General features: G+C 29.1%; 10 protein-coding genes. 4 read left to right on the top strand and 6 right to left on the bottom strand.

Annotated features, from left to right (window positions below):
* Positions 1 to 2: 2 nt before the first annotated feature.
* Positions 3 to 716 (bottom strand): lipoate--protein ligase family protein, encoded by a 714-nt coding sequence (locus ATR_RS03965; protein WP_115428186.1) that lies wholly within the window; start codon positions 714 to 716, stop codon positions 3 to 5.
* 104 nt (positions 717 to 820) lie between these two features.
* On the opposite strand from ATR_RS03965, the gene aceE reads away from it, so the two are divergent.
* From aceE to lpdA, 3 genes are read left to right on the top strand one after another with little or no spacing between them, the layout of a single operon-like run.
* On the top strand, positions 821 to 3,493 hold the full coding sequence (aceE, locus tag ATR_RS03960; RefSeq protein WP_115428185.1) for a pyruvate dehydrogenase (acetyl-transferring), homodimeric type: 2,673 nt from the start codon (positions 821 to 823) through the stop codon (positions 3,491 to 3,493).
* A gap of 10 nt (positions 3,494 to 3,503) precedes the next feature.
* Positions 3,504 to 5,162, top strand: coding sequence for a dihydrolipoyllysine-residue acetyltransferase (locus ATR_RS03955; protein ID WP_115428184.1), 1,659 nt, complete (start codon positions 3,504 to 3,506; stop codon positions 5,160 to 5,162).
* 12 nt (positions 5,163 to 5,174) lie between these two features.
* Entirely contained in the window at positions 5,175 to 6,602 is a 1,428-nt protein-coding gene (lpdA, locus tag ATR_RS03950) for a dihydrolipoyl dehydrogenase (RefSeq protein ID WP_115428183.1), read from the top strand.
* Positions 6,603 to 6,617: 15 nt separating this feature from the next.
* Here lpdA and ATR_RS03945 read toward each other — a convergent pair whose 3' ends face one another.
* Both ATR_RS03945 and ATR_RS03940 read right to left on the bottom strand, forming a co-directional pair.
* Positions 6,618 to 7,349 (bottom strand): ferredoxin-thioredoxin reductase catalytic domain-containing protein, encoded by a 732-nt coding sequence (locus tag ATR_RS03945; protein ID WP_115428182.1) that lies wholly within the window; start codon positions 7,347 to 7,349, stop codon positions 6,618 to 6,620.
* 82 nt (positions 7,350 to 7,431) lie between these two features.
* Positions 7,432 to 7,797: a hypothetical protein gene (locus tag ATR_RS03940; RefSeq protein ID WP_115428181.1), complete on the bottom strand. Its 366-nt coding sequence runs from the start codon at positions 7,795 to 7,797 to the stop codon at positions 7,432 to 7,434.
* A 96-nt stretch (positions 7,798 to 7,893) separates the two neighbouring features.
* On the opposite strand from ATR_RS03940, the gene ATR_RS03935 reads away from it, so the two are divergent.
* Positions 7,894 to 10,257, top strand: a complete 2,364-nt coding sequence (locus ATR_RS03935; protein WP_115428180.1) for an ATP-binding protein — start codon at positions 7,894 to 7,896, stop codon at positions 10,255 to 10,257.
* Between the two features lie 13 nt (positions 10,258 to 10,270).
* Here ATR_RS03935 and ATR_RS03930 read toward each other — a convergent pair whose 3' ends face one another.
* Genes ATR_RS03930 through ATR_RS03920 form a run of 3 tightly spaced genes read right to left on the bottom strand, consistent with a single transcriptional unit; the run spans position 10,271 to position 13,098 of the window.
* The gene (locus ATR_RS03930) at positions 10,271 to 10,873 is read right to left on the bottom strand and encodes a C40 family peptidase (protein ID WP_115428179.1); all 603 of its coding nucleotides are present in this window, start codon (positions 10,871 to 10,873) and stop codon (positions 10,271 to 10,273) included.
* A gap of 12 nt (positions 10,874 to 10,885) precedes the next feature.
* The gene (locus ATR_RS03925; protein WP_115428178.1) at positions 10,886 to 11,941 is read right to left on the bottom strand and encodes a CNNM domain-containing protein; all 1,056 of its coding nucleotides are present in this window, start codon (positions 11,939 to 11,941) and stop codon (positions 10,886 to 10,888) included.
* Positions 11,938 to 13,098: a hypothetical protein gene (locus ATR_RS03920; protein ID WP_228254250.1), complete on the bottom strand. Its 1,161-nt coding sequence runs from the start codon at positions 13,096 to 13,098 to the stop codon at positions 11,938 to 11,940. Before ATR_RS03920 ends, ATR_RS03925 begins: the two co-directional genes overlap by 4 nt.
* Between the last annotated feature and the right edge of the window lie 47 nt (positions 13,099 to 13,145).

Here is a 13,145-nt window from a genome sequence, read left to right as displayed (position 1 = left end):
ATCTAATCCTTACATAATTCATTATATATTTTTATCTCTTCATTATTTAATTTATCTTCAAAAAACTCTACATTAAAAACCTCTTCAAAAGCTTTTATCAAAATATTTTTTGCCTCTTCAAAACTTAGTTTTTTGGAAAAATCTTCCAAACTGCTTCCAAAAAATTCACTACTATTTTTACTAAAAAGAGGAATTGAACCGTGCTGCAAAATACAACTCTTTGCTCTTTTTTGTGCATTTCCTCCAATTTTTTTTCCATCTATTATAATATCATAAGCTTCAAAGCCAACTTGACAAAAAGGGCTTTTACTTAAAGTTATCTCTTTTATATCCTTTGCAAATTTTGGATTTAAGTCTAAAGTTTCATAAAACCTTATCAAAAATTGACAAAGTAAAAAATATGTCTCTTTTACATCACGATTTTCTATCTCATTTGGGTTTATTAAAATTGTATAAGAGATATCATGCCCATGAAATAATATTCCACCACCTGTTAGCCTTTTTGATACATTACTTTTGTAATCTCTTTGTAGCTTTTTGTAATCATCAATATTTTGCCCAGCACCTAAAGTTACACTATCTTGCCAAGAATAAAGCCTTAATATTGGTGTAGAATTTTTTGAAAAACTTTTGAATAGTGCTTTATCTATATTTGAATTCTCAATTGAACTTAAATTTTGTGATATAATCAGTCTAAACTTATTGTTAAACTTCATCTGTGTTTATCCTAAATATTTTAATATAAGTGGATTATAATTTATTTTATATTAAAATTGCAAATTAATTTTAAAAATTAAGAAAACTTTTATAAAGGAGATTTATGCCTAAACTTAATTTAGAAGATATTAACCCACTAGAGACAAAAGAGTGGATGGAAGCGTTAGAAGCTGTTATAGAAGAAGAAGGAGTTGAGAGAGCTCACTTTTTACTAGAAAAACTAATAGATAAATCAAGAAGAAGTGGTGCACATTTACCTTATAGTGCTACAACTGCTTATATAAATACTATTCCTACAAATGAAGAACCAAAAATACCAGCAAATATGGACCTAGAGAGAAAAATTAGATCAATTATTAGATGGAATGCTCAAATAATGGTTCAAAGAGCTTCAAATAAAAAGTTAGAGCTTGGTGGTCATATTGCATCGTTTCAATCATCTGCAACACTTTATGATGTTGGTTTCAATCACTTTTTTAGAGCACCAAACGAAAAAGATGGTGGAGATTTAATATTTTTTCAAGGGCATATAAGTCCAGGTATTTACTCTAGAAGTTTTCTTGAGGGAAGATTTACTGAAGAACAGATGGATAATTTTCGTCAAGAAGCATTTACAAAAGGTTTATCATCATATCCACACCCAAAACTAATGCCTAGTTATTGGCAGTTTCCAACTGTTTCAATGGGACTTGGACCTTTACAAGCAATATATCAAGCTAGATTTCTAAAATACCTTACAAATAGAGGAATAAAAGATTGTAGTGAACAAAAAGTTTATTGCTTTATGGGAGATGGAGAAACAGATGAGCCAGAATCTTTAGGAGCCATTGGAATGGCTGCAAGAGAAGGCTTAGATAATCTTATCTTTGTAATAAATTGTAACCTACAAAGATTAGATGGTCCAGTAAGAGGAAATGGAAAAATTATTCAAGAGCTTGAAGGTGGATTTAGAGGAGCTGGTTGGGAAGTTATAAAAGTAATTTGGGGAGGACTATGGGACTCTTTACTTGAAAAAGATAGTTCTGGAAAACTACTTGAATTAATGGAACAAACAGTTGATGGTGAGTATCAAAACTTTAAACAAAAAGGTGGAGCATATACAAGAGAGAATTTCTTTAATAAATTCCCTGAAACTGCAAAACTTGTTGAAAACTTAAGCGACAACGATATTTGGAAGCTTAATCGTGGTGGACATGACCCTGTTAAAGTTTATGCAGCATTTAAAAGAGCTGTTGAAACAAAAGGAAGACCAACAGTTATTTTAGCAAAAACTGTAAAGGGTTATGGAATGGGAAGTGCTGCTGAGGGTATGAATATAGCTCACCAAGTAAAAAAAGTGGATGTTAATCACTTAAAAGCTTTTAGAGATAGATTTGATTTACCAATAAGTGATGAAGAGGTAGAAAGCTACTCATATTATAGACCAGATGAAAATTCGCCAGAGATTAAATATTTAAAAGAGAGAAGAGAAGCCTTAGGTGGATTTGTTCCTCAAAGACTAGAAAAATTTACAAGTAAATTAAAAATCCCAACTTTAAGTGATTTTGAAAGTATCACTGCTGGAAGTGGTGATAGAGAAATATCTACAACTATGGCATTTGTAAGAGTTTTAAATGTACTTTTAAAAGATAAAGAATTAGGAAAAAATATTGTTCCAATAGTTCCAGATGAAGCTAGAACTTTTGGAATGGAGGGAATGTTTAGACAATATGGAATTTACTCAAGTGTTGGACAAAAATATATACCACAAGATAAAGACCAAGTAGCCTTTTATAAAGAGGATATAAAAGGTCAAGTTTTACAAGAGGGGATTAATGAACTAGGAGCTATGAGTTCATGGATAGCAGCTGCTACATCGTACTCTGTAAATGATTATCCAATGATTCCATTTTATATATTCTACTCTATGTTTGGATTTCAAAGAACGGGAGATCTATGTTATGCAGCAGGAGATCAAAAAGCAAGAGGTTTTCTTGTAGGTGGAACATCTGGAAGAACTACTTTAAATGGAGAAGGTTTACAACACGAAGATGGTCACTCTCATATTTTAGCAAACACTATTCCAAATTGTGTAACATATGACCCAACTTATGGATATGAAGTTGCAGTTATAGTGCAAAATGGTATGGAAAGAATGTATGGAGAGAAACAAGAAGATATTTTCTACTATATTACAACTCTAAATGAAAACTATGCTCAACCAACAATGCCAAATGGTGCTGAAGAGGGTATTATAAAAGGGATTTACAAAGTAAAAACTTTTGAAGCAAAAAATGATTTCAAAGTTAAAATTTTGGGTTCAGGTTCTATTTTTCAAGAGGCTATAAGAGCTGCAGAAATTTTATCTAGCGAATATAATATAAAAGTTGATATTTACTCAGTTACTTCTTACAATGAACTTACACGTGAAGCTCAAGAAATAGAAAGAGCAAATCTTTTAAATCTAGAGAAAGAACCTCAAACTCCTTATATAGAAAAAGTTTTAGGTAGCAATAGTGATAATATAGTAATTAGTGCAACTGATTATATAAAAGCTTATTCAGAGCAATTAAGACCTTATGTAAAAGGAAGCTTTAAAGCTTTAGGTACAGATGGGTTTGGAAGAAGTGATAGTAGAGAGAATTTAAGAAAATTCTTTGAAGTTGATACAAACTTTATAATTTATACAACTTTAGCTGAACTTGCAAGAAATGGTAAAATAGATAAAAAAGTGGCTATTGAAGCTATGAAAAAATATGAGATTGATGCAAATAGAATCAATCCTTTACATGCTTAAGGAGTAAAAAATGGCAAATATAAAAGATATTTTTATTCCTGATTTAGGTGCTGATAAAGATGTTGATTTAATAGACATCATGGTTAAAGTTGGAGATATAGTTGAAGTTGAAGATGGATTAATAACTCTTGAGACTGAAAAAGCTTCTATGGATGTTCCAACTCCCTATAAAGGAAAAGTTGTTGAGATTTTAGTAAAAGTTGGAGATAAGGTAAATAGTGGAGATTTAATTGTAAAGGTTGAATCTACAGAAGAATCTATAAATGAAGTTCCAAGTTCATCAAATGAAAACGAAAAAGAGCCTATAGCTTCTCCAAAAGATGATGAGTCTAAAATCACATCACCAACACAATTTGTAAAAGAACAAACTATAAAATCTGTACTAGAAGAGGTAAGAGTTCCAGATTTAGGGGCGGATAAAGACGTTGATTTAATAGATGTTATGATTCATGTGGGAGATATTATTGTAAAAGATTATAGTATTATTACTCTTGAAACAGAAAAAGCATCTATGGATGTACCAGCTCCATTTGGTGGTGAAGTTATAGAGATTTTTGTAGAAAAAGGTCAAAAAATAAATGGTGGCGATTTAATAGCAAAAGTTATAAAAACGGTTGTTATTGAAGATAAAGTTCCAACTCCTTTAGCAAAAATAGTAGAAGATGAAAAAATAGTAGAAAAAGCATCTTGTCCAATACCAACTATTCAAGAAGTTGCAGCTAGAAGTATAGAGCAAGAAGAGAGCAATGTTTTATCTAAAAAGGCTACAAAAGTATATGCAAGTCCTAGTGTAAGAAGAGTTTCAAGAGAGTTTGGAGTTGACTTAGGCTTTGTAAAAGGTAGTGCAAAAAAAGGACGAATTACAGTTGAAGATATAAAAGCCTATGTAAAAGAGCAACTAAATAAACCAGCAAGTGCAACAGGAGTTGGTTTTGGATTTAATCTTCCTGAAATAAAAGAGATAGATTTCTCACAATTTGGAAAAGTAAAAAGAGTAGAACTGAGTCGTGTACAAAAAGTATCTGGTCCATTTTTACACAAAAACTATCTCGCTTCTCCACATGTTACACAGTTTGATGAGTGTGATATTACAGAGCTTGAGAAGTTTAGAAAAGAGCAAAATGAGATTGCAAAGGATTTCAAACTTTCACCTCTTGTATTTATAATAAAAGCTGTTGAAAAAGCTCTAAAAATTCATCCAAAATTTAACTCAAGTTTAAGTGCTGATGGACAAGAGTTGATTATGAAAGAGTACTTCAATATTGGAGTTGCCGTTGATACTCCAAATGGTTTACTTGTTCCAGTTATTAAAGATGTTGATAAAAAAGGTTTCAAAGATATAGCTATTGAGTTATCAGAACTATCTAAAAAAGCTAGAGATGGAAAATTAACAAATGCAGATATGAGTGGTGGATGCTTTACAATTTCAAGTCTAGGTGGAATTGGTGGAACATACTTTACGCCAATAATAAACTCTCCAGAAGTTGCAATTTTAGGAGTTTCAAAATCATCTATAAAACCTATTTATGATGGTTCTGATTTTAAACCAAGATTGATTTTACCTTTAAGTCTCTCATATGACCATAAAGTAATAGATGGTGCAGATGGAGCTAGATTTACAACAACTCTAAGTCAAATCCTAAGTGATTTACGACTTTTAAGCATGTAAGGAGTTTTAGAAATGAATGAAGTAAAAACTCAAGTTTTAGTTATTGGTGCAGGTCCTGGTGGATATTCAGCTGCTTTTAGATGTGCTGATTTAGGGCTTGAAACTATAATTGTAGAGAGATATTCAACTTTAGGTGGAGTTTGCTTAAATGTTGGATGTATTCCTTCAAAAGCCCTTTTACATGTTGCAAAAGTTGTAGAAGAAGCAAAGCATATAGAAAAAGCTGGTATATTTTATGAAAACCCAAAAATAGATATAAAAAAAATAGCTGAGTATAAAAGTGGCGTTGTAAAAAAACTAACTGGTGGTTTAGACGCAATGGCTAAAATGAGAAAAGTAAAACATATTCAAGGGGTTGCAAAATTTTTAGATGAAAATAGTGTTGAAGTAGAGCTTATAAATGGCGAAAAAACAAAAGTTATTTTTGAAAATTGTATTATTGCAGCTGGAAGCCAAAGTACAAAAATGCCATTTATTCCTCATGAAGATCCAAGAATTTGGGATTCAACAGATGCTCTTGAAGTAAAGGAAGTTCCTAAAAAACTTTTAATTCTTGGTGGAGGAATTATTGGTCTTGAGATGGGAACTGTTTATTCAACTCTTGGAAGCCAAGTTGATGTTGCTATAAGAGGTGAACAACTTATGACCGGAACAGATAAAGATATTATAAATATCTATACAAAAGCAAATAAAGATAGATTTAATATCATGAGTAAAACTCAAACTCAAAGCATAATTCCAAAACAAGATGGAATTTATGTAGAGTTCAAAGGGGAAAATGCTCCAAAAGATGGTGTTTTATATGATGCTGTTTTAGTTGCTCTTGGAAGAAGTGCAAATGGAAATAAACTTGGACTTGAAAATACAAATGTTGAAGTTGATGAGAGTGGTTTAATCAAAGTTGATAATCAACTACGAACAAAGGTGCCTAATATTTTTGCTATTGGAGATATAATTGGTCAACCTATGCTTGCACACAAAGCAGTACATGAAGGACATGTTGCGGCTGAAGTTATTGCTGGTCATAAAGTATATTTTGAACCAAAACAGATACCATCTATTGCATATACTTTCCCAGAAATTGCGAGTGCAGGAATGAGTGAAATAGATGCAAAAAAAGCTGGAATAGATTATGAAGTAAGCTCATTTTCTTGGAATGCCAGTGGTAGAGCCTTGGCTAGTGATGTTGCATCTACAGGTATGACAAAACTAATCTTTGATAAAAATACAAAGCAGCTAATAGGGGGAGCGATTGTTGGAGAAAATGCTGGAGAACTTCTAGGAGAGATCTCACTTGCTCTTGAGATGGATTGTGATGCCGAAGATATTGCTCTTACAATTCATGCTCATCCAACACTTCACGAATCAATTGGTATGGCAGCAGAGATTTTTGAAGGAACTATTACAGATTTACCAAATGCAAAAGCTGTAAAAAAATAAAATTTGAGCCAAAAACTACTTTGGCTCACCTCTTAAAGTCTCTCCTCCAAAACTAATAATCCCATAATCAAAATTTATAACTTTTGAGAATCCCATATTTAGCATTATTTTTTGGCAATAAGCACTTCTACTTCCACTATGACAATATAAAATTATTGGAATATCTTTTTTATCATTTATCTGCTCTAAAGAGTTATAAAAGCTAGTTGTAGGAACTAAAAAATCAACACCTTTTATTCGTACATTTACCCACTCCATCCACTCTCTTGTATCAACTAAACAGAAATTTACAGCACCTATATCTCTTGCTTCTAAAAGTGCCTCAAGTTCAATCGAACTTACCTCCTCTTGATTTAGTAGCTCTTCACACTCTTGTTTTGTCAAACCTCTAAAATGTGTAGATATAGCCTCATTTGTATCAATACTTGAAAGTAACTCTTTAGATTTCTCTTTTGTACAATAAATTCCACAGTGACAATTTCCATTTTCTGGTATTTCTTTACTCAAAGCTGGTACACAAGGACACAATCTATTTTCTTCATCATTTTCTACTACCATAAAACAAGGACAATATCTTTTTCCATAAATAAGCATATTTCTAGCTAGTCCCATTTGCACAGATAAATTCACTTCATCATCAGGATTGAAAACTAAATCATATTTTTTTAATACATCTTTTGTAAACTCTTTTGTATTTTCAAGTTCATTTTGGAAAACTAAAGAGTTTATATCAATTTTTTTAATCATTTATAAGCCTTTTAAAATAAGGGGAAATTATAATAAGTTTTGAAGTAGATTTGGCTTAAAAAATATTTTTTAAGCCAAAATTTTAAGATTCTGTATCTGCTTTTTGTAGAGTCATCATTTGAGCTTTTACCCTCATCATATCCTCTGTTGGGTATTGATTCTCAGAATTTCCTCTTTCAACTCTAACAAAGAAATCTTGAGAGCTATTGTTAAATCCAAAATTTGTATTTGAAAGCATAACTTCATATTTACTACTTGAAGTTACATCATTTTGTGCTTTTTGCACATTTTGATTCTCTTTTGCCTTATCAATGCCTTGTTTTTGGATCTCTTTTAACTCTTTTTGCTCACTTGTTTTTGTTGAATCAGAAGTAGATTTTACCTGTTGCATCTCTACTGCTTTGTTATCTCTAAACTGATCAATTTTTGGGATATTGCCAAGTTCCATAAATACTCCTTTTCTTAAATTTAGCTAATTATACTATAATTTTTTAAAAAATCATTTTATTTTGTTATAATATTTGAAATTTATTTGGGGACATTTATGAATAGTACTTTTGATTACGAAAAATTAAAACTTTTTTATATTGGAAAAGAGAAAATTGATGGCCAAATAACACCATTAGTTTATCAGAATAAAGACTTATTAACTCATGCTGCAATTATTGGAATGACAGGAAGTGGTAAAACAGGACTTGGAATTACACTTTTAGAAGAAGCTGCTATTGATGAAATACCTTCAATTATCATTGATCCCAAAGGTGATATGACAAACCTCCTTTTAAACTTTCCAGATTTAAACCCCACTGATTTTGAACCCTGGCTTGATGACAGCGAAGTTTCAAATAGTGGGTTAACTAAAGAAGAGTTAGCAATCAAAGTTGCAAAAAATTATAAAGAGGGAATACAAAGAGATTTTCAAGATTTAAGTAGAATAAAAAAGTTAAAAGATAGTGCTGATTTTACAATATACACACCAGGAAGCAGTGCAGGAATTCAAGTATCAATCCTATCCTCTTTTAAAGCTCCTACCATAGAAATTTTGGAAGATATGGAGCTATTTTCTAATATTATAAACTCTACTGTTCACTCAATTTTATCTTTAATAGATGATAAAAGTGATGAAACATCAAAAGAGTCAATTCTTTTGGCATCAATTTTTACAAATTATTTCAAAGAACAAAAAGATTTAAGCTTAGAAGAGCTAATAACTCTTATAGTAACTCCACCTTTTTCAAAAATTGGAGTTTTTGATTTGGAGACTTTTTTTGCACAAAGTGATAGATTAAAATTTGCATTAAAAATAAATACAATTATTGCAAGCCCATCTTTTAGTACATGGTTGGAAGGTGAAAGTTTAGATATTTCAAAAATGTTATATAGTCAAAGTGGAAAAGCAAAAGTTAATATCTTCTCAATTGCTCATTTAAATGATTCTCAAAGAATGTTTTTTGTAACAATCTTACTAAATCAAATATTAGCTTGGATGAGAAGACAAGAGGGAACAACATCTTTAAAAGCTCTACTTTATATGGATGAGATTTTTGGATATTTTCCACCTCAAGCAAATCCACCTTCAAAACAACCAATGCTAACTCTCTTAAAACAAGCAAGAAGTTTTGGAATAGGAATTATACTTTCAACTCAAAATCCTGTGGATATTGATTACAAAGGTTTATCAAATATTGGAACTTGGTTTATTGGTCGTCTTCAAACAAAACAAGATATTGAAAAGGTAATAGATGGACTTAGTAGTGCTAGTGAAGATGGATTAAATAAACAAGATTTATCTTTAGCTTTAGGGTCTCTTCCTAAAAGAAATTTTATTATGAAAAATATAAATGAAGAGAGTATCAAAACTTTTGAAACAAGATGGGCATTATCGTATCTAAAAGGACCTTTAAGTAAAGATGCTATAAAAAAACTTATGGAAAATAAGAAAAATAAAAATTATGTAAAAATAGAAGAAGATAAAACATCTATAAATGAACCATTTATTGATGTTTCAAAAGGTAAATCAAAACCAATTCTTGTAAGTAATATAAAAGAAAAATATAGTTATAGCTCTCAAAACAATGCTTACTATATGCAAGGTTATCTACTTTTTTCTTGTAGTATTCACTATTTATATACCTTAAAAAATGTAGATTTAAAAGAAAATATAAATTTTAAAATATATTTAGATGAAAAAGCTACAGATATAAATTTTGATGAAAGAGAAGATGTTTTAATTGATAGCTTTGAGGATAAAGAGAAAACAAACTCTTTTTATTATGAACTACCTAGTTTTATTCAAAATGAAAAAGAGCTAAAACTTTTAGAAAGAAATTTTGCCGATTATGTATATAGAAATTTTAAATTAACTCTATTTAAAAATGATATTTTAAAACTCTCATCAAAACAACATGAAAGTTTAAATGATTTTAAAATAAGAATTCAAGATAGATTAAACGAAAAAATAGATTTAGAAATAGAAAAGCTAAAACAAAAATTTGAGAAAGAGAACAATATCTTGGAGCAAAAAATATCAAAACTTTTTGATAGATTAGAAAAAGAGCAACAAGATGCTACAAGTGCAACAACAAATAGTATCATCTCTATTGGAACATCAATTTTAGGAGCTTTTTTTGGGAAATCTAGTAAAACAGCAATTATTTCAAAGGTTGCAACAAGCTCAAAAGGTGTAAGTAGAGCTTTAAAAGAGAGAAGTGATATAAAAAGTGTTGAAAGTGAAATAGATACTCTTAAATCTTTACAAGATAGCTTAGAAGATAAATTAAAAATAGAGATAGAAAAGATAAATGATGAGTTTGATATTTCAAAATATACAATAGATGAATTTTTTATAAAACCTAAAAGAACAGATATTTACGATATAAAAATAGATCTTCTTTGGCAAGAGCAATAAAGTATTAAAAAATCTAAAACTTAAAATCTATTTCAAATTTTTTTTCTAGTTTTGGATTTTTTATAATACTATTTATAGAAATTTCATCTTTTTCATAAAAGTTTGATAAATATGTATATAAATTCTCATCAAAAAGTTTAAAATATATAAAGTTTATAAGCTCAGTAGAGTAGAGTTTCTCGTTGCTTAAATAGAAATCGTAATCAAATTTAGTACTTAATTTTTGTAAATCATTTATAATATCTGATAACTTTTTAATATCTATTTTATCTTTATGTCTATAAACTGCTATTTTAGTTGAGAAATTTACAAAATCATTGAAATCTGATATTTGTAAATCATCACTATTTTCATCAAGCTCTATATGTACTACTTTAAAACCATATTTTGTATCAATAATTAAACCGATATTTGAATAATCAGAAGAGTCAAAAGTTGCTACAAAATCGCTTATTTCATTGCTTTCTCTTTTTACAATAATATCTCCACTTTTAAGCTCTATCTCTTTTTTTATATTTTCAATAGATAAATCTTCTTTACTTTTACTAATAAACTTTTTTGCTTCAAATGAGGCAAAAACAAGTAAAAAAAGTATTGCTACAACTCTAAATATCATAATTTAAAATTCTTATATACTATATAATAAAGATTTACTAAATCTTTTTTTACTTTCATCTTTTGCAAACTCTTGCATATCTGTAACTTCATCCATTTCATCTACTATTTCAACTCCTAGAAGTGTCTCTAAAGCATCTTCAAGAGTTACAACTCCACTTGTTTGTCCATAACTATCTTGTACAATAAAAAGATGCGATTTCCTTCTTAAAAAGGAGTCAATCAAAACTGAAACAGATAGAGTTTCTGAAACTTTATGTACTGGAATTATAATATCTTCAAGTTTTTTATTTTTATTTTTCTTTATTCTCTCTGCTAAAATAGTTTGATTAAATACAATTCCAACTATATTATCAATAGTTGTATCGTAAACTGGAATTCTTGAATGAATATAGGTTTTATCATTTGCAACTGCCTCTTTTATGCTAGTCTTTTTTTCAAGTGCAAAAACTACACTTCTAGGTGTCATAATATCCTCTGTTTTTATACTTTTTAGCTTAAACAAATTTTCAATCAAATCGCTCTCTTTTGCTTGAATAGTTCCCTCTTTTTCACTTAAGTTCACTAGAGCAATAATCTCATCTTTTGAAAAACTTGTTTCAATTAAAGCTCCTTTTTTGATATAGTTTGTAATTTTTGAGCCAAGCCAAATAAATGGATATGTTATTTTTTTCAGAAAAGATATTATATATGCTGTTGGGATTAAAAATCTCTTCCAATAGAGTGCTGCATAAGTTTTTGGATATATCTCTGTTATATATAAAACTAATAGAGTAAGAATAAATGCTACTAAACTTTGCCACTGTTCACCAAATACAATAGCAGCTTGTGCACCAACTCCTGCTGCTCCCATTGTATGAGCAAAAGTATTTAGTGTTAAAATTGCAGATATTGATTCATCAATATCATCTTTCATCTCTTTTACTAAATCTATACTTTTTTGCTCATATATGTTTTTATCCATACTCTCTATATATGTATGAGTTGAAGATAATACAGTAGCTTCTAAAATAGAGCAAAGTGTTGAAAAAAATAGTGCCAAAAATAGATATATAAAAAGAAGTGTCATTTTTTAAACTCAATTATTGAGATATTTTTTAAAATATGGTTTATATCTTTTGCATTTAAAATATGTCTCTCCTCTAAAATTTTTGAAAAGAATCTTACTTCTGCATTTGTAAAACCATCTGGTTCTTTCTCTTTTATAGAAGGGGTTAATCCCTCTTCAATTCTTATTCTATATAGCTTTTTATTTTTTAATTTTGCATAATATACTATATCAATCTGAGTTTGTGTAACCTTTTCTAATGTTACAAAAACCCTATTATTTTCAAGTTCCATATCAAAGTCTTTATAGAATACTTTGAAACACTCTAGGTTCAAGTAACCAATATATAGTTTTGTATAAATATCAAAATATAAATTCATCTTAGAGTTTGAAAAAAAACTTAAATCTACTTTGAATTTTGGGTTCTTTCTAGAACCATTTAAAATCCACTCCAAAGTTGGAAAATATGCAAATTTTTTATATTTTAGACTAAAGGCTTCTAAATATTTCTTATCTTCTGGAGCTTTTAAAGTTTGTAAATCATTTTTAACTTTTTTAGCAAAAATGATTTTTTCTATTAGCTCATCATCATCTAAATCCTTTGTTACCCAAATCGTAGCATAAGATGGAAAGTTATTTAAACCAATAGAACCAGTTGTTACAACAATTAAAGCATTTATCTCTAAATATGGAAATATCATCTTTAAAAGTGCATATTTCTTTGCTAATCTTTTATTTAGACTTGCAGTTTTTTTTGAAGTACTCATCTCAACAAAATAGAGCTTATCCTCTGTAAAAAACATAGCATCAAATTCACTTATATCTTTATATGCTGATTTAAAAACTATTTGTGAAGTTCTATCTATTAAAAGCCCACTTTTAATAAACTTATTCTCCATATCTTGGTATGGACCTTTTAGTACAAAGCCTTTTATTTTCTCATTATTTAAAGCATAATCCATCAAAAGTTCATATATGATATTTTCATAAATCTCCCCTTTAAAACTACTATGAGCCGTAATATAAGAGATGTCATCTTTTGAAATATTATTTTTAAATAAAGATTTCAGAGTCTTACTGTCGTAAGAGTAGTGAAAAAGGTTATCTTTTAACTCACCTATTTCTAAATTTTTTATCTTATTTGTAATTTTAAACTGCAAATCTTCTCTTTTTATCATAATATCAATGATTATATCAAATATTTCTTGATATAATCCAATTTTAT

This window comes from Aliarcobacter trophiarum LMG 25534, from assembly GCF_003355515.1.
In the GTDB taxonomy this organism is placed as follows: Bacteria; Campylobacterota; Campylobacteria; order Campylobacterales; family Arcobacteraceae; genus Aliarcobacter; species Aliarcobacter trophiarum.
Note: the sequence above shows the minus strand (reverse complement) of the source record. Positions and strands in the feature narration are given on the sequence as shown.

Bases quoted from the DNA above. Each gene is read 5' to 3' on its own strand.
- ATR_RS03965 (WP_115428186.1), bottom strand. From the start codon at position 716: ATGAAGTTTAACAATAAGTTTAGACTGATTATATCACAAAATTTAAGT.
- aceE (WP_115428185.1), top strand. From the start codon at position 821: ATGCCTAAACTTAATTTAGAAGATATTAACCCACTAGAGACAAAAGAG.
- ATR_RS03955 (WP_115428184.1), top strand. From the start codon at position 3,504: ATGGCAAATATAAAAGATATTTTTATTCCTGATTTAGGTGCTGATAAA.
- lpdA (WP_115428183.1), top strand. From the start codon at position 5,175: ATGAATGAAGTAAAAACTCAAGTTTTAGTTATTGGTGCAGGTCCTGGT.
- ATR_RS03945 (WP_115428182.1), bottom strand. From the start codon at position 7,349: ATGATTAAAAAAATTGATATAAACTCTTTAGTTTTCCAAAATGAACTT.
- ATR_RS03940 (WP_115428181.1), bottom strand. From the start codon at position 7,797: ATGGAACTTGGCAATATCCCAAAAATTGATCAGTTTAGAGATAACAAA.
- ATR_RS03935 (WP_115428180.1), top strand. From the start codon at position 7,894: ATGAATAGTACTTTTGATTACGAAAAATTAAAACTTTTTTATATTGGA.
- ATR_RS03930 (WP_115428179.1), bottom strand. From the start codon at position 10,873: ATGATATTTAGAGTTGTAGCAATACTTTTTTTACTTGTTTTTGCCTCA.
- ATR_RS03925 (WP_115428178.1), bottom strand. From the start codon at position 11,941: ATGACACTTCTTTTTATATATCTATTTTTGGCACTATTTTTTTCAACA.
- ATR_RS03920 (WP_228254250.1), bottom strand. From the start codon at position 13,098: ATGATAAAAAGAGAAGATTTGCAGTTTAAAATTACAAATAAGATAAAA.